Source organism: Burkholderia seminalis, from assembly GCF_001718535.1.
In the GTDB taxonomy this organism is placed as follows: domain Bacteria; phylum Pseudomonadota; class Gammaproteobacteria; order Burkholderiales; family Burkholderiaceae; genus Burkholderia; species Burkholderia seminalis.
This window is the reverse complement of record NZ_CP013400.1, coordinates 1,117,681-1,134,012: the sequence shown is the minus strand read 5'-3', so window position 1 is coordinate 1,134,012 and position 16,332 is coordinate 1,117,681. Positions and strand designations below refer to the sequence as shown.

The window sequence follows — 16,332 nt, the reverse complement described above, 5'->3', positions numbered from 1 at the left end:
GTGACGCGTTGCTTTTTTCTTGACCGGATCGAGGCTACCCGCGCCGCCCGCGCGCGGCAAAAGATGATTTTTCAACGGGTGTTGAGTCAACTACAATACCCGGCATGTCGCACCTTCCTCCCCTTAGCGCGCTGCGTGCTTTCGAGGCGGCCGTCCGCCTCGGCGGGTTCGCGCGCGCGGCGGTCGAGCTGAACGTGTCGACCAGCGCGGTCAGCCACCAGATCCGCTCGCTCGAGGAAGCGCTGGGTGCACGGCTGCTCGAACGCAGCACGGGCATAGGCGGCATCGGCCTCACGCCGGCCGGCGCCCGCCTGCTGCCGGCCGTCAGCGATGCGCTGTCGCGCCTGACCGACGCCTGCGCGGAGATTCGCGGCACCGCACAACGGCTGACCGTCTCCGCCAACGCGCCGTTTTCGTCGATGTGGCTCGCGCGCCGTCTGGCGGAATTCTCTTCGCTTCATCCCGACACGCCGCTGCATGCCGTCGTGCTCGACGACGAGCCGGATTTCGCGCGCAGCGGCGTCGATCTGGCGATCGTGCACGTGCCCGCGCACCGGCTGCGCGCCGACGACGACGTCCTGATGCGGGAAACCGTGTTTCCGGTCTGCAGCCCCGAACTGTTTCCGTACGCATCGGGGTACGTGTGCCGCTCGCGGCTGCTGCAGGAAATGCACGAGAACAGCCCCGAGATCGACTGGCGCAACTGGGCGTCGGAATTCGGCTTGCCGGGCGACTTCGAAACGAAGATCGTCCGTTACAGCAGCTTCAGCCAGGTGATCGGCGCGGCCGTCGGCGGTGCGGGCATCGCGCTCGGCCGCGTGCCGCTGATCGAGCCCGAACTGCGCAGCGGGCGCCTGGTACCGCTGGTGCCGGGCCTCGCACGCGAGGCGTCGTGGCGCTTCGTGCTGCGCCGCCATCCGTCCACGCGCCACCGGCTGCTCGATCCGTTGATCGCATTCCTGCGCAGCGAAGCGCAAGTGCCGCCGTTCGTCGCAAAGAAGGTTGTGCCCGCATCCAACGACAGTCACGCACGGGGCGCGGGCGGCGCGCCGTAGCGCCGGCATGCGCCGCCGGCGCCCGTGCTCACCGGCCGCCTACGGCGTGGCGAGGAACAGCGCGACGACGCACGCCATCCCGCCGAACCACACGAGCGAACGCAGCGACGCCCAGTTCAGCAGGTACATCAACGCATAGACGACGCGGATCGCGACGAACGCCATCGCGAGCTGGTCGACGCGATGCACGTTCGCGCCGTTGTGCCACGCCACCACCAGCGCGGCCGTGAACAGCGCCAGCGCTTCCCATGCGTTCTGATGCGCGGCCTGCGCGCGAGCGCGCCAGCCTTCGAGCCGGGCCAGGTAATCGCGTGGCGCGCGGTTGTCGTAACCCTTGCGGGCCTTGGCCAGGAACGTCATCGGGAACGGCAACAGCGCCACGATGAACAGGCACAGCTGGGACGTCGTCATAAGTCTCCTCCGTTATGATTACATTGATCAATGACAAGATCGCCGAGAGCTTAGCATTGCGCCGCCCGGTTCGCGCACCGGTTTTCTAGACGGAGGACTCGGCCGCACGGGCCGCGGGCGGCCGCGGCCGATCGGCATGACCGCCAAAATTTCCACCAAATCGCCGACAAATACGTTAATTAAAACTGGTCGAACACCAATAAGATAGCGCTCGACACTGGCTTGGCGCGTTGCGGCGCCAGCCTGCCGTTTCACTCCGCGCCGCCGCGCGCCGAACGACATCGACCCGAGCCATCACCATGCCCCGTCCCATCGTCGCCCATATCCGCCCTGACGCCGTCCGCCACAACCTCGATTTCATCCGCCGCACGGCCGCGCAATCGCGCGTCTGGGCCGTGATCAAGGCCAACGCATACGGCCACGGCATCGAGCGGATCTATCCGGGCCTCGCGGCCGCCGACGGCATCGGGCTGCTCGATCTCGACGAAGCCGTGCGCGTGCGCGAACTCGGCTGGGACAAGCCCGTGCTGCTGCTCGAAGGGATCTTCGAGCCGGCCGACGTCGAACTGGCCGATCGCCACCGGCTGACGGTGAGCGTGCATTGCGACGCGCAGCTCGACCTGCTGATCGCCGCGAAGCCGCAACGGCCGATCGACATCCAGCTCAAGATGAACTCCGGCATGAACCGGCTCGGCTACCGGCCCGCCGCGTTCCGCGCCGCGTGGGAACGCGCGGCGAGCGCACCGTCGATCGGCAGGATCACGCTGATGATGCACTTCGCGAACGCCGACGAAGGCCAGGTCGACTGGCAGCTCGACCAGTTCGATGCGACGACGGCCGGCATTCCCGGCGAACGCTCGGTGTCGAATTCGGCGGCCGTGCTGTGGCATCCGCGCGCCCATCGCGACTGGGTGCGGCCCGGCACGATCCTGTACGGCGCGTCGCCGACGGGTGCGTCGCGGCATATCGCCGACACGCCGCTGATGGCCGCGATGACGCTGACGAGCCGGATCATCGGCGTGCAGACGCTGGCGCCGGACGAGACCGTCGGCTACGGCCGCCGCTTCACGGCCGACCGGCCGATGCGGATCGGCGTGGTCGCATGCGGCTACGCGGACGGCTATCCGCGCCACGCGCCGACCGGCACGCCGATCGCGGTGGACGGCGTGATGACGCGTGTTGTCGGCCGCGTGTCGATGGACATGCTGACCGTAGACCTGACGCCGTGCCCGAACGCGGGTATCGGGTCGAGCGTCGAGCTGTGGGGCGATCAGGTGAAGGTGGACGATGTCGCGGAAGCCAGCGGCACGATCGGCTACGAGCTGATGTGCGCGCTCGCGCCCCGCGTGCCGGTCGTGATCGTGCCGCCCGGCGCATCGACCGTGCAGCCGGCCCTGCGGACGGGAAGCTACGGGCGCTGACCGACGTCGACGTACACGCCGCCCGGATTGCGGGCCGCCTCGGGCGGCCCGTTCGCTTTCCGGCGAGCCGCCGCGCGAGTCAACGGGAACGCGCTACGAGCGCCACGCCGGCTTGCGCTTCTCGAGGAACGCGTCGATGCCCTCGCCGGCATCCTCTTCCATCATGTTGCGCGCCATCACGTCGCCCGCATACGCATAGGCTTCGTCGAGCGGCAACTCGCGCTGGCGATAGAACATCTGCTTGCCGTATCGCACCGCGGCCGGGCTCTTCGCGACGATCTCCGCGACCTTGCGCGCGACGGCCGCGTCGAGCGCGTCCTCGGGCACGGCCTCGTTGACAAGCCCCCACGCGGCGGCCGTCGCCGCATCGACGAAGCGCCCGGTCACGAGCATGTCGAAGGCGCGCTTCGAGGTGACGTTGCGGCTCAACGCGACGGCCGGTGTCGAACAGAACAACCCGACGTTGATACCCGATACCGCGAAGCGCGCGGTATCGGCCGCGATCGCGAGGTCGCACGCGGCGACGAGCTGGCAGCCGGCCGCCGTCGCGATGCCGTGCACGCGCGCGATCACCGGCACCGGCAACGCGCGCATCGCGAGCATCACGCGGCTGCACTGCGCGAACAGCGCGCGGTAGTAGTCGAGTTCGGGCCGGCTGCGCATCTGCCGCAGGTCGTGGCCCGCGCAGAATGCCTTGCCCTCGGCGGCCAGCACGACGCAACGCACGTGCGAATCGGCCGCCAGCGCCTCGAACGCATCATGCAGGCTCGCGAGCATTGCCTCGGACAATGCGTTGAACTGCCGCGGGCGATTCAGCCGCAGCGTGACGACGCCGTCGTGCGCATCGCGCAACAGGATCGGCTCGGCGGTCTCTTGATCGGGTTCCATGGTGTTTCGCTCGACGAAGGGCGGCAGGATGCGTTTCGGCACAGACGGGCGGCCGGCGCAACCGCGCGTGCGCGGCCGGTCGATGAAATGGTCCTCCACATTCCGTGTGACGTCCAGTCACGCCCCTTTCGTCATGCCGGCCGCCCGTGCGGCAAGGGCGGCCGTCGCATACGCCATGCATCCAAGCGCCGCGACCGCCCACAGCGCGTCGGTCAAGTCCGGCAACAGTATCGTCGCGGCGCCCGCGATGGCCACGCCGAACAAGCTTCCGGCCTGCCGCGCCGCGTTGAGGAACCCTGACGCGACGCCCGCCGCCTCCGCGGGCACCTGTTCGAGCACGGTCGCGATCATCGGCGCGACCGACAACGCGGTGCCGGTGCCGAAGGCGGCCATGGCCGCCCAGACCACCAGCCATGGCGCACGCAGCGCGAGCGCGACGGCGATCGCCGGAATGGCCAGCGCCGCCATCCCGAGGCCGCTTGCCATCAGCGTGACCGGGCGCACACGGCCATGCAGTTTTCCCGACAACAGGTTGCCGAGCGACAGGCTCAGCGCGAACGGCAACAGCGTCATCCCCGTCTGCCGCGCACTCATGCCGAAGCGCCCGTGCAGGTACAGGCTCAACACGAACAGCAGCCCGAAGTAGCCGACATAGACGAGGCTGCCCATCAGGTTCATCGCGACGAACACGCGATTGCGAAACCACGCGAGCGGCACCATCGGATGGCGCGCACGCCGCTCGACGACGACCAGCATCGCTGCCGCGAGCGCGGCGGCCAGCAGCGCGCAGCGCACTTCCCCCGCGCCGGGGCCGCGCGTCGGCAATTCGATCACCGCGAAACACAGCGCGCCGAGCGCCGCCGCACCGATACCCTGGCCGGCCCAGTCGAACGGGTGCGCATGCCGCGCGCCCGACGCCCGCACGAGCATTGCCGCCCCGGCAAAGGCGATCGCGCCGGTCGGCACATTGATCAGGAACGCGCTGCGCCAGCCGAAATCGTCGACGAGGATGCCGCCCAGCACCGGCCCCACGGCCACCGCAACCGATGCGATGCCGGCCCAGACCGCAATCGCCCGCGCCCGCTCGGCAGGCACGTCGAAGGTGCCGCGCACGACCGCGAGCGACGCGGGCAAGAATAGCGCGGCACCCATGCCCTGCGCGAAGCGCGCCGCCACGAGGATCGCCACGGACGGCGCAACGCCGCACGCCGCCGATGCGGCGACGAACAGCGCCAGCCCCGCGAGATACACGTGCTTCGCGCCGAACCGGTCGGACAGCGCGCCGCCCGCGAGGATCAACGCGGCGAAGCTGAGCGTATACGCGTCGACGATCCACGCGAGTTCGGCGACCGTCGCGCCGAGGCTCGCGCGCAACGCGGGCAGCGCCACGTTGACGATCGTCGAATCGAGGACCGCCATGAACATGCCGATCGCGACGAGCGCCAGCGTGAAGCGCTGCTCGCGCGCCGTCGGGCGGCTCGCGACGGCCAGGGGGACGGAAACGGACACGGGATTGCAATCGGACATGACACCTCCAGGCAGATGCCGGGAGTCTAGGAACGGCACACGATGCGGAAAAGTGATAATTTCGCATTTGCCTGATGCAGATCTGCATCACCCGTTCCCGTCCGCCGCCGCCCGCCCGATGACACAATCGCTCCGCATGAACTGGGACAACGCCCGCTTCTTCCTCGCGCTGGCGCGCACCGGCACGCTGCGCGGCGCCGCGGCGCAGCTGAATGTCGATCAGGCGACGGTGGGACGCCGGATCGCCGCGCTCGAGGAGGAACTGTCGGCCCGCCTGTTTCTCCGCACGCCGACCCTCTATGTGCTGACGACCGCCGGCGAAGCGCTGCTCGAACCGGCCGAAACGATGGAACGGGCGTCGCTCACGATCGAACGCCGCGTGATGGGGCTCGACGAGCAACTGGCCGGATCCGTGCGGATCGCCACGACCGACTCGCTCGGCAAGCGTTTCGTGGTGCCCGCCATCGCCCGCATGCGGCGCAAACATGCCGGCATCGACGTCGTCTGCGTGACTTCAGCGGAAATCGCCAACCTCACGCGCCGCGAAGCGGACCTCGCGATCCGCACGTTGCGGCCGGAATCGCCGGACCTGATCGTCAGGCGGCTCGGGCATCTCGAAACGGGGATCTATGCCTCGCGCCGCTACCTGGCCGAGCGCGGCGAACCGGTCGCGGGCAGCGCGTTCGACGGGCACGACCTGGTGATGTACCAGCAGCCGGTCGTGCCGACGATGTGGGACGCGCTGTGCGGCGAACCGACGTCGCGCGGCCGCGTGATGTTCCAGACGTCGTCGACGATGATGCTGGTGGAAGCGACGCTGGCGGGGCTCGGCATTGCGGAACTGCCGTGCTTTCGCGCCGATGCCGAGCCGGAACTGGTGCGTCTGATGACGCGGCGCTGCAATCACTTCGACGTATGGCTCGTCGCCCATGCCGATCTCTACAAGACCGCGCGCGTGCAGGCCGTGATCGAAGCCGTCGTCGACGAATTCGCGACCGCCGCGGCGACTGCCCCGTAACGGGCCGCCCGGGCGTCAGCGCGGCCGATACTCGCCATCCGCGGCAGACCATCGAAACGTCCGGCGCCATTTGCCGCCGCGCTCGCGTAACTGCAGGTCCCGGAAGCCGTCCGTCGAAGTCGGCAGCATGCTCAGCGTATTGCTGCCTTCCGTGATGTCGTGATCGCGCGTGCCGTCGCGATGCCAATCGCCGGCGATATCCCGGTAGAACATCATCGGCTGCGCGAACACGACGCGCAGCGTCTTGCCGTCGATCCGGAACAGGTACAGCGCCTCGAACGATGCGCCGCCGCCCGAATAACCGATCGACCAGCTCGCCCGCACCCCGAACGCCGCATCGCCCGCCCGCAGCGTATACGGCGCGAGATCGAACCGCGACCACCGCTCGGGCCGTAACGCGAGATCACCCGGTCGCGTCGTCTGCTCAAGGTAGTCGGGACTGTCGAGATTCGTGTTGCTCCAGTCGGTCGCCTGCTCGAGCGGCTGTTCGGTACGCGCGACGAGGCGCGGCACGCCGTCCGGACCGCGCTCGAACACGCCCAGCCAGACCCGTTCCTTCTGGTCGTCGGCATCGGCGTGGCGCTCGAACCCTTCACACTCGGTGGGTGCACGAAATCGCAGCGCCTCGCGCGCAAGCTCGTCGGTCGGTGCCGCACAAACGATCGCAACGAACGCACCGGGGCGCTGCGGCCACGGTTTCGCGCCGACCAGCACGACACGCGCAAGCGGCTGGCCCGGGACAAGCTGTGCCACCAGCCCTTCCTTCGTGAAGCCGGGCGGCAGGCGCACACCGAAACCGTCCCCTTCCGGCGCGCCGGTCATGTCGCGCGCATACGCGGCGCGGGTTTCGGGAGCATCGAACGTCCCGGGCACCTGGTCGAGCGAATGCGCCGTACCCGCCGCGTGCGCGGCGAAGCCCGCAAATGCAGCGCCGATCGCGACGAGCCACGGCATCAAGCGAATTGTCATGCTGGAAGAGTCCTGTGAAGTAACGAGGCGACGTACTGCGATACCGTACATGCAATCGTGTGCGTGACAACCGGATCGGCCCGCGGCCTCATGACGGAATCCATGATGTTCTGCTTGCGGGGTTCGACACGTTTCGGCGCGCGGCGGGCGATCACCTCCGCTTGCGCCCGCTGCGCCATGCGCGCACGCCCGACCACAACTGACCGACGCCAACGACGAAAAAAACCGCGCCCATCCCGCCGATTGTCAGCGCATCGCCCCAGATCGCGCCGAACGTATTCATCCGTGCGGTCATCCTCGGCGCGTCCGGCGCATAGCGCACCTCGACCGTCGCGCCGTCCTGCACGCTGACGTCGCCGCCCTGCGCGTATTCGACATGCTCACCCGCGTGTGTCGTGAACGCGATCTCGGGATGATGCGGGCCTGCGTTCAGCTTGATGACGCGCCCCGGCACGACGACCGACGTGCGCAGGAATTCGCGCGTCGACTGCGCGCCCAGCGTGGCGCCGATCAGCATGCACGTGCCCAGGACGGTAAAGACGATGCCCTTCGCGATCAGCGTCTCGACGTGCTGGGTTGCGGCGCGGCCGGATGCGGACATCATGCGTCTCGCGCTACGGACGCGACTGATGGAACGACACGTCGATCCGCGACTGCGTCTTGCAGCGGTACATCACGCCGCGCCCCGTTTCGTCGGTCACGCCTTCGTATGGCCCGTTGCACCCCGTGACCTTGTACGGCGCGAACGGGATGCGCTTGCCGTCGGTCGGCCGGACCAGCACCGGAATCCGCCCTGTCGGGCCATCGCCGATCATGCGGACGAGCATCATGCGCGACGCATCGATCGGCGCGGCGGAACGCATGTAGATCGTGCGCCCCTGCGCGTCGGTCGCGCCTTCGACTTCGAGTTCCCGGCTGTCCTGGGCGGCGCTCGTATAAAGCGCGAATGCATAGCGCGTGTTCGGCAGCGCCTGTTTCGTCGCGGGATCGTACAGCACGAAATAGCAGCCGTTGACGCCCCTTCCGGCCGTCGCCTGCCCGTCGACCGGTGTGGGATGGCACGTGTAGGACGAACCGTTGCCGACGTCCGCCTGCGGCGCCTGCTGCCCGGTGCCTGCGCATCCGCCGGCCAGCGCGGCCATCAGCGTCACGCATGCGCCGCGCACGCGCGCGGCCTGATCGACTCCGATTTTCATTGGAAGGGATTCCGTTCCCGATTGTTGCAGACGCCGGGCATGCCGCGCGCGATGCGCAGGCACGCCGCCCTCGGCCTCCGGCAGGATACGGACATCGCGGTACGCTGTAAATCGTTGCGCCCGCAATCGCCGCTGCCACATCACTGCCACACCGCTACCCGCCGCTCGCGACGCGCGCGATCGTCTGCCGCAGCCAGATGTGTGCGGCGTCGCCATGCCGGCGCTCATGCCAGTGCTGCGCGAATTCGAACGAATCGATCGGGAACGGCGGGTCGAACACGCGCAGGCGTGCGTCGTCGCGCACGCGGTCGAGGTTGCGGCGCGCGACGGTCAGCACGAGATCGGTACCCGCGATCAGGTCGTTCGCGACACTCCAGAACGGCAGGATCACCGCGATGTGCCGCTCGTGCCGCAGCCGCGCGAGCGCCCGATCGACCTCGTTGTCCATCCCGTCGCGCATCGCGACGAGCGCGTGCGGCCGCGCGAGCCACGCGTCGAGCGCGAGTTCGCCGCGGCGCGGCAGGCGGCTCGCGTCGGCCACGCATGCGAACGACTCCACGAACAGCGGCTGGGCATGCAGGTCGCGCTGCAATGCGGGCAGCACGCCGAGCGCGAGATCGACCTCGCCGTCCATCAACTGCATGCGCATCGCCTCGCGCGTGCCCTGCGACACGATCAGCTCGATGCCCGGCGCGTCGGCGCGCAACGTCTTCACGAGCGCGGGCAGCACGATCCGCGCACCGTAGTCGGACATCGCGATGCGAAAGACGCGCGTGGCCGCGGACGGATCGAACGCCGGCGGCTCGATCAGCGCGCCGAGCCGCCCGAGGACGTCGTTCAGCGGCTCGACCAGTTCGTTCGCGCGCGCGGTCAGCTCGAGCCGGCCCGCGCGCCGCACCAGCAGCGGATCGCCGAAGATCTCGCGCAGCCGCGCGAGCGCGTGGCTCACGGCCGGCTGGCTCCGGTGCAGCCGGAGCGCCGTGCGCGAGATGTGACGTTCGCTCAGCAGCACATGCAGCGTGACGAGCAGGTTCAGGTCGATACGGGCGAGATTATTCATTGCACGAATACATGACATCCGAAAGACGAATTTCCATTCACCATCTTAATGGATGACACTCTTTTCGACATCCTTTCAAGACCGACCAAGATGACGACTTCGCTTTCCTTCGCCACGCTCCCGCTCGCCGTCGCGGCTTTCGTCGCCGGCGCGCTCGTGCCGCTGCAGGGCGGCAGCAACGCCGCGCTCGGGCGTGCGCTCGGCCACCCGCTGTGGGCGAGCGTCGCGTCGCTGACGGTCAGCCTGCTCGCGGTGCTGCCGGTACTGCTGGCGACGCGTGCGCACGCACCGCTCGTCGGCGACGCGCTGCAGCGCCCACTGTGGATGTGGCTCGGCGGCCTCGCGGGCGTGATCTACATCACGCTCGCGCTGATCCTGACGCCGCGGCTCGGCGCGACGACCTTCATCGTCTGCGTCGTCGCCGGGCAGATGCTCGCATCGCTGCTGATCGACCACTACGGGCTGATGGGGCTCGCGCAGCGGCTGGCGACGCCCGGCCGCATCGCGGGCGTCGCGCTGATCTTCGCGGGGATGATCGTCGTGCAATGGCAAACGCCCGCGCCGGTTGCGGCAGGCAACGCGGCGGCCGCGCGGCCCGAGCCGCAGCGTTGACCGCGAAGGTCACGGGCCCGCGGCGGCCGGCCGTGCGTCAGCCCGCGAGCTTCTTCAGCGCGTCGAGCACCGCGTCGCCCTTGAACGGCTTCACGATCCAGCCCTTCACGCCGGCCGCCTTGCCGCGCTCCTTCATCGCCGGGCTGCTTTCGGTCGTCAGCATCACGACGTTGACCGCCGTGTTCGCCAGTTCGCCGCGGATCTTCTCGACCATCGTCAGGCCATCCATGTTCGGCATGTTCACGTCGCTGATCACGAGGCGCACGCCGGGCGTCGCCTTGAGCTTCGCGAGCCCGTCCTTGCCGTCGACGGCCGTCGCGACGTCGAGCCCGTGATTGCGCAGGAAACCCGCGACCTCGTCGCGCACCGTGCCCGAATCGTCGACCACCAGAATCTTTGCCATGTCGTATTCCTCCTTCGTTGTTGCTGACTTCAAAACAGTTCGAGTTCACCCGACTCGACCATCGGTCCGACGTCCTGCACCGATTCGCGGAAATCCTCCGGCGACCAGCTGAGGCTGAACACGAAGCGCTGGTCGAGACAGACGGCGCGCCCCGATCGCGGATCGGTCATCCGGTACTTGAAACAAAGCTGCGGACAGTCGCCGCCGAACGAGATGAACTTCTGCTTGTGGTTGACGACGAGCGGCACCTGCACCGGATGGCGCGCCAGTGCCTCGGCGTCGCCGAGATAGCGGTTCTTGAACGCGCCCCACACGAGGTTCGTCAGTTCGCCGAGCACGCTGTTCACGTCGCGGAAATCCGGCGCGCGACCCTCGCCGCGCGTGCCGCCGATCATGTCGAGCAGCGGCTGCTCGCTCGTCTGCAGCAGCATGTAGCCGCGGCACCACGCGCTTTCGAGCGCGATGAGGCTGAACACCTCGCCGAAGATGATCTGGTCGCGGACGATGCACGGCGTTTCGTGCTCGATCGCCATGCCCGGGAACAGGCTGTCGATGCGCGCCTCGGTGATCTCCGAGATGCCGCGCACGAGCGCGTTCGGATAATCTCGGCCGAACAGGTATTCGTCGATCGCGCGCTCGAGCGGCGTCATGTCGTCCGCGACGTAGGCCGCGCAGGCCACGCGCGCGAGCGCATCGGGCAGTCCGTCGCGCGACGCGAGCGATTCGCGGCGCAGGATGATCGGCAGTTCGGGCCGCAGCGCATCGATCTGCGTGGCGATGATCGCGCTCTCGGCCGGCGAACCGCCGTAATCCTCGGCCAGCAGGATCGCGCCGAGGTCGATGTTCGAGCGCAGCACCTTCAGCAGCCGGCTGCGCCGCACGGTCAGGCCGACCAGGTTGTGCTCGCCGCAGAAGCGCTTGATCGCGTCGGCGTGCGCGCGGCTGTCGTCGAGCACGAGCACCTTGCTGACGGGTTGGTCTTGGGTCATCTCGCGGATTCCTCGTGGTCGGTCAGAACAGTTCGAGCTCGCCGCCGGTATCCACCGCCGCCGTTTCCGGCACCTGGAAATCGACCGGCGCGTTCGCGCACACGCACAGCGTCGCGCCGACCCGCACGTCGCCGTCGAGCGTGAGGTCGTACGCGGCCACGTAATCGGGTGCGAGCACGGGCAGATAGTCGATGCTCGCGCCGCTCAGCAAATACGGCGTCGACATCCCGAGATCGGGGAACGGCGCGGTCAGCGCCTGGTTGATCGCGCCGCAGCACAGGTTCGCGACTTCCATGAACGCTTCGGGCAGCGGCCGCTGGCTGCCCGTGCCCGCCGTCGTGCCGGCGAAATGGCGTCGTGTCGCGTCGTCGTCGTTGAAGCGCAGCGCGAGCAGCAGGCGGAAATGCAGGGCCGAGATCGTCAGTACCGCGACATGCTCGGGCACCTTCGGCGCCGACCGCGACCTCGCATGCACGCGATCGTGCCCGTCGTGTTCGTCGTGCTCGTGGCCGGCGGCCGGCCGGATGTCGCACGCGCCGCCGGACGCGAGCCGCGTGCGCGCCGCGTCGAAAAAGATCCGTTCGAAACCGGCCCTGGCCTGCGCGCTGATCACGCCGCCTCTCCTTCGATGCGCGCGTGCAGCTGCCCCGCCAGCGTCTCGACGGTCGCGAGCGCGGCCGTGATCATCTTGCCGCCGGCCTGGATGTCCTGGAACGTCGCGGCCGTCACGAGATCGTTGCGGTTCAGGCTGTCGCGATAACTGTTCGACAGTTGCTGCGAACGCGCGGCCAGCCCGCGCACCTCGCTCGCGACGATCGAGAAGCCGCGTCCGGCCGAGCCCGCGCGCGCGGCCTCGATCGACGCGTTCAGCGACACGATCGACACGTGCGCGACGATCGCCGACAGCTCCTGGTTCTTCGCGCGCATGTCGTGGTTCTGCGTGGTCAGCGAGATCATCTGCTCGTGCCAGCGCTCGAACGTGCCGGCGAGCCCGCGCAGGCGCGCGGCTTCGTCGGCGATCTTCATCGCATGCTGCGCGAGCGCCGCGCGCTCGGCAAACAGCGCCTGCCGCGCATCACGCTGCGCGCCGGCCACCGACGCCTCGCGCGCCAGCGCTTCCTCGAGCTGCGCCTCGCGCTGCGCCCAGGCGTCGGCTGCCGCCGCGTGCGCGGACACCGCGGCTTGCGCACGCGCTTCGGCCGCATCGAGCGCGCCGCGCAACGTGTCCGCGTCATGTTCCATCGCCGCGACGAGCCGCCCGCGCATCACGCGAAACACGATCGCCGCGGTCACCGCGACGACCGCACCGCCCGCCAGCGCGACGGCCGCCTGAATCATCCACGCCTGCACGATCACGTCGTCACTCCGCCGCGCCGATATCCGCGATGCGCGCCCGCTGCTCGTGCGGCGCGTCGTGCGCGGCGCCGTCGGCCGCGAAGCGCGCCGGCAGCGACACGATCGTCTCGAACGCGCGGTACGGCGCGCCGGCGCGATCGTCGGTGAAGCGCAGCGCGATATTGCCGCCGTCGCGCTTCAGGAAGTTGCGCACCGCGTCCATGCCGACGCCGCGCCCCGACACCTCGGTCACCGTCTGCGCGGTCGAGAAGCCCGGCCGGAAGATCAGCTCGGCGACATCCTCGTCGGACAGCCCCGCTTCGTTGCCGGCCTCGATCCAGCCGCGCTCGCGCGCGATGCCGCGGATCCGGTCGAGCGCGAGGCCGCGGCCGTCGTCGCCGAGCACGAACCACAGCTCGCCGCCGCCCACGCCGACCGCGATGTCGATCGTGCCGGACGCCGGCTTGCCGGCCGCGCGCCGCTCCTCCGACGATTCGATGCCGTGATCGATCGCGTTGCGCAGCAGGTGCATGAACACGTTCTTCAGCGTCGCGGCGATCTCGCTGCGCACGCGCTGGCCGTGGCTGTCGACATGCACGACGGGCGCCGGCTTGCCGAGTTCGGCCGCGAGCGACGGCAGCGACTCGATCACGCCGCCGAGCGCGTCGCCGATGCCCTGCGTGCCGAGCTGGCTCAGCATGCGGCGCACGGCATCGCGTGCCGCGTGCCAGTCGGCCACGTTCGCCGGATCGGCGCCGTCGAGCACGCGCAGGCTTTCGCTGATGTGCGCGCGTTCGACCATCAGGAACTCGGCGCCGCCCTGCGCCGGCTCACCGCTGCGGCCGAGCGTGACCGCGTTGATCGTCGCGTAGTGTTCGACGGCATCGCGCACGCGCGCGAGGTCGTCCATCAGCGCGTCGCGGTTCCACTCGGGGCCGCCGTCCGCGCGGCGCAGCGATTCGTACGCCTGCTCGGCCTCGTGAACGATGTTCGTCAGGTGCTGCAGGCTGTACGTGCGCGCGTTGCCCTTGATCGTGTGCATGTTGCGGAACAGCGCGGCGACGATCGAATGATCGGCGCGCTCGTGCTGGCGGATCATCCGCTCGTTCTCGCTCAGGAAGCCCTTCGCGCTGTGCACGAAGTCGTGGAACTTGTCCTGGCTGATCGACAGGATCTCGCCGATCATCTCGAGGCGGCGCTGCTGCTCGCCCGCCTGCGCGGTCAACTCGCGGATCTCGGTCACGTCGCGCACGCACAGCATCAGCCGCACGACCGTGTCGGTCTCGTCGGTGATCGCCGACCAGCTCAGGTCGAGCCACTTCTCGCGGCCGTCCGGCATGCGCTTCGCGACTTCGTTGACGAGCAGGTGTTCGTTGAACTCGAAGTTCATGCTGTCCTCGCCGAGGCACGCATGCACGGCCGCATCGACCTGCGAACGCGCGTCGGCGCCGATCGCCGAATCGTCGAACACGAGCGCCATCAGGTCGCGCCCGGCGATGTCGTTCGTCTCGAAGATGGTTTCGAGGTACGCCGAATATTCCGCATGCACGACGCCGCCTTCGACGACGGTCAGGATCCCCTGCTGCATGTTCTGCAGCATCGCCTGGATGTCGGCCGTCTTCTGCTTGAGTTGCGCGGCGTTCTCCTGGATCTTCTCGATCATCCCGTTGAACGCGACGATCGAATGGCCGATCTCGTCCATCCGGCCCACCGGCACGCGGCGCGTGAAATCCTGGCTCGTCGCGATCTCGCTCATCGCCGTCTGCATCCCGATCAGCGGGCGCGTGATCTGGCGATACAGCACGAAGCCGAGCGCGGTCAGCAGCACGATCACCGTGCCGGCGACGCCCGCGATCGCGGTCGCCGTCGTCGCGAGCATCCCGTTCAGCGCGCTGATCGCGTCGTCCTTCTGGCGGTTCTTCTCGACGCGCAGCGTGCCGACGATGCTCTCGAGTTCGTCGCGATACTGCGCGACGTTCGCGAACAGGTAGGCCTGCGCCATCTCGGCCTTGCCGTCCGCCTTCATCTTCACGGTGTCGTCGATCGCCGCGAAATAGTTCGCGGCGCTGTCCTTCGCCTGCGCGACGAGGCCCTCCTGCGCATGGCCGACCGCCGATTTCGCCTGCACGTCGAGTGCGGCGCGCAGCGCGGCCTGCTTCGCCTTCAGCTCGTCGCGCGCCTGCGCGGCCGTGTTCGCGTCGGGCGCGTAGACGAGCGTCATCGTCGCGATCTGGATGTTCTTCACGTCGGCGACGAGATCGGCCGACGCGAGCGCGCTCGGCACGATGCCCTGGGTGACCTGACGCACCTCGGACGCGCTCTTGCGTGTCTGGTACACGGCATAGATGCCGATCGCGGACAGCGCGAAGAACGTCAGGACGACTAGCAGCGTAATGCGATGACGGATGGTCATGAGGCCAGCTCCCCGCAGCGATCCGGCTTCGATCGCCCTTTGGTCTATTGAAAGAATGTGAGCGCCGAATTATCGGGGATGGTGTATGACTGTCCGATGACCGTAAATCAATCGTTCATTGAGGAAATTGCAATGAATAATTGCGGCGGGAAAAGCCTAAAGTTTTTTCCGGATTGGCCGTTAACTTCGCGCCGCCAATGCAGGTATGGCTGCATGATTTGCCGAATTTTTGAAGTGGCGGATATTCATTGTTTTATTCATGATCCGCAAAATCGATTTTATTGAATGCCGGTAAAACGTTTGCGTATTATTTACGAGCCTGTTTGTTTTGGCAGCTCTTGCAATCGAAGCCGCGTTCGCGCCGCAGGTTCGTGAATGTCGAACCGGCACGATCGGCCGTTCAATGTTCGCACGGCTCGGCAAACCAGTCTTCGAATTGCAGTCGCGGTACCCGCTCGAATTCGCGAACGTTGTGCGTGACGAGCACCAGATGCCGGGCGCGTGCCTGCCCGGCTATCAAGGCATCGTATGGACCGATCGGCGTACCGGCCGCCATCAGGTGCGCACGAATCTCGCCGGCATGCTGAGCATCCTCGACATCGAAGGACACGACCTCGAACTGAAGCGCCTCGACACGCGCGACATTCGCAGCCGCTCGCTGGCTCTTGTACGCGCCGAAATAGAGTTGGTGCGCGACGATCGCCGGCATCCCGAAATCAGCCGGCTGGTACGAACGCAGGCGGCCCAGCATGGCCGGCTCGCCTTTGAGAACGGCAATCACCGCGTGGGTATCCGGCAGGAATTTCATTCGAACACATCCAGACTCGTGCGCTCCTGCGCGAACGGCTGCGTTGCCGCGGCCGCCTCGAAGTCCGCATCGACCGGGCCGATCAGCGGCGTCAGCCATGCCCAGTCATGCGGCACCGGTTCGAGCACGACCGACGCGCCGTGGCGCCGAATCCGAACCTCGGCCCGATTCATTCCCATCAGGAAACAATCAATCGCCATCCCGGTGATTCCCTCACCGCGCCGGCC

Annotated in this window: 18 protein-coding genes; 4 read left to right on the top strand and 14 right to left on the bottom strand. The window is 68.2% G+C overall.

Annotated features, from left to right (window positions below):
* Positions 1-104: 104 nt before the first annotated feature.
* Positions 105-1,055, top strand: a complete 951-nt coding sequence (locus WJ12_RS25860; RefSeq protein ID WP_059558238.1) for a LysR family transcriptional regulator — start codon at positions 105-107, stop codon at positions 1,053-1,055.
* Positions 1,056-1,094: 39 nt separating this feature from the next.
* Here WJ12_RS25860 and WJ12_RS25855 read toward each other — a convergent pair whose 3' ends face one another.
* Positions 1,095-1,466 carry an MAPEG family protein gene (locus WJ12_RS25855; RefSeq protein WP_034185925.1) on the bottom strand — a complete coding sequence of 124 codons (372 nt, stop codon included), beginning with the start codon at positions 1,464-1,466 and terminating at the stop codon, positions 1,095-1,097.
* A 299-nt stretch (positions 1,467-1,765) separates the two neighbouring features.
* Here WJ12_RS25855 and alr point away from each other — a divergent pair, with 299 nt between their 5' ends.
* Complete coding sequence (gene alr, locus WJ12_RS25850; protein ID WP_049028905.1) at positions 1,766-2,887, top strand: alanine racemase; 1,122 nt, start codon at positions 1,766-1,768, stop codon at positions 2,885-2,887.
* 93 nt (positions 2,888-2,980) lie between these two features.
* Here the strand turns inward: alr and WJ12_RS25845 are convergent, their stop codons facing one another.
* Positions 2,981-3,775, bottom strand: a complete 795-nt coding sequence (locus WJ12_RS25845; RefSeq protein WP_059558240.1) for an enoyl-CoA hydratase — start codon at positions 3,773-3,775, stop codon at positions 2,981-2,983.
* A 117-nt stretch (positions 3,776-3,892) separates the two neighbouring features.
* Positions 3,893-5,302, bottom strand: coding sequence for an MFS transporter (locus WJ12_RS25840; RefSeq protein ID WP_059558241.1), 1,410 nt, complete (start codon positions 5,300-5,302; stop codon positions 3,893-3,895).
* 136 nt (positions 5,303-5,438) lie between these two features.
* On the opposite strand from WJ12_RS25840, the gene WJ12_RS25835 reads away from it, so the two are divergent.
* The gene (locus WJ12_RS25835) at positions 5,439-6,320 is read left to right on the top strand and encodes a LysR family transcriptional regulator (RefSeq protein WP_034185922.1); all 882 of its coding nucleotides are present in this window, start codon (positions 5,439-5,441) and stop codon (positions 6,318-6,320) included.
* 15 nt (positions 6,321-6,335) lie between these two features.
* Here WJ12_RS25835 and WJ12_RS25830 read toward each other — a convergent pair whose 3' ends face one another.
* The 4 genes from WJ12_RS25830 to WJ12_RS25815 form a co-directional block, all read right to left on the bottom strand.
* Complete coding sequence (locus WJ12_RS25830) at positions 6,336-7,289, bottom strand: hypothetical protein (RefSeq protein ID WP_059558242.1); 954 nt, start codon at positions 7,287-7,289, stop codon at positions 6,336-6,338.
* 151 nt (positions 7,290-7,440) lie between these two features.
* The gene (locus WJ12_RS25825; RefSeq protein ID WP_034185920.1) at positions 7,441-7,893 is read right to left on the bottom strand and encodes a DUF3592 domain-containing protein; all 453 of its coding nucleotides are present in this window, start codon (positions 7,891-7,893) and stop codon (positions 7,441-7,443) included.
* Between the two features lie 10 nt (positions 7,894-7,903).
* Positions 7,904-8,485 carry a hypothetical protein gene (locus WJ12_RS25820; RefSeq protein WP_059558244.1) on the bottom strand — a complete coding sequence of 194 codons (582 nt, stop codon included), beginning with the start codon at positions 8,483-8,485 and terminating at the stop codon, positions 7,904-7,906.
* Positions 8,486-8,639: 154 nt separating this feature from the next.
* Positions 8,640-9,545, bottom strand: a complete 906-nt coding sequence (locus WJ12_RS25815; RefSeq protein ID WP_059558245.1) for a LysR family transcriptional regulator — start codon at positions 9,543-9,545, stop codon at positions 8,640-8,642.
* 90 nt (positions 9,546-9,635) lie between these two features.
* Between WJ12_RS25815 and WJ12_RS25810 the strand changes: the two genes are divergently transcribed.
* On the top strand, positions 9,636-10,157 hold the full coding sequence (locus WJ12_RS25810) for a DMT family transporter (protein WP_049028900.1): 522 nt from the start codon (positions 9,636-9,638) through the stop codon (positions 10,155-10,157).
* Positions 10,158-10,194: 37 nt separating this feature from the next.
* On the opposite strand, the gene WJ12_RS25805 is transcribed toward WJ12_RS25810, so the two are convergent.
* From WJ12_RS25805 to WJ12_RS25775, 7 genes are all read right to left on the bottom strand, one after another.
* Positions 10,195-10,560, bottom strand: a complete 366-nt coding sequence (locus WJ12_RS25805; protein ID WP_006486240.1) for a response regulator — start codon at positions 10,558-10,560, stop codon at positions 10,195-10,197.
* Between the two features lie 29 nt (positions 10,561-10,589).
* A complete protein-coding gene (locus WJ12_RS25800) occupies positions 10,590-11,549 on the bottom strand; it encodes a chemotaxis protein CheX (protein WP_059558246.1) in 960 nt (319 codons plus the stop codon).
* A gap of 22 nt (positions 11,550-11,571) precedes the next feature.
* On the bottom strand, positions 11,572-12,162 hold the full coding sequence (locus WJ12_RS25795) for a hypothetical protein (protein ID WP_059558248.1): 591 nt from the start codon (positions 12,160-12,162) through the stop codon (positions 11,572-11,574).
* Positions 12,159-12,887 (bottom strand): methyl-accepting chemotaxis protein, encoded by a 729-nt coding sequence (locus tag WJ12_RS25790; RefSeq protein WP_059558643.1) that lies wholly within the window; start codon positions 12,885-12,887, stop codon positions 12,159-12,161. Before WJ12_RS25790 ends, WJ12_RS25795 begins: the two co-directional genes overlap by 4 nt.
* A gap of 22 nt (positions 12,888-12,909) precedes the next feature.
* The gene (locus WJ12_RS25785) at positions 12,910-15,297 is read right to left on the bottom strand and encodes an MCP four helix bundle domain-containing protein (protein ID WP_059558250.1); all 2,388 of its coding nucleotides are present in this window, start codon (positions 15,295-15,297) and stop codon (positions 12,910-12,912) included.
* Positions 15,298-15,697: 400 nt separating this feature from the next.
* Positions 15,698-16,105, bottom strand: a complete 408-nt coding sequence (locus WJ12_RS25780) for a type II toxin-antitoxin system VapC family toxin (RefSeq protein WP_059558252.1) — start codon at positions 16,103-16,105, stop codon at positions 15,698-15,700.
* Positions 16,102-16,305 carry an antitoxin gene (locus WJ12_RS25775; RefSeq protein ID WP_059558253.1) on the bottom strand — a complete coding sequence of 68 codons (204 nt, stop codon included), beginning with the start codon at positions 16,303-16,305 and terminating at the stop codon, positions 16,102-16,104. Before WJ12_RS25775 ends, WJ12_RS25780 begins: the two co-directional genes overlap by 4 nt.
* Between the last annotated feature and the right edge of the window lie 27 nt (positions 16,306-16,332).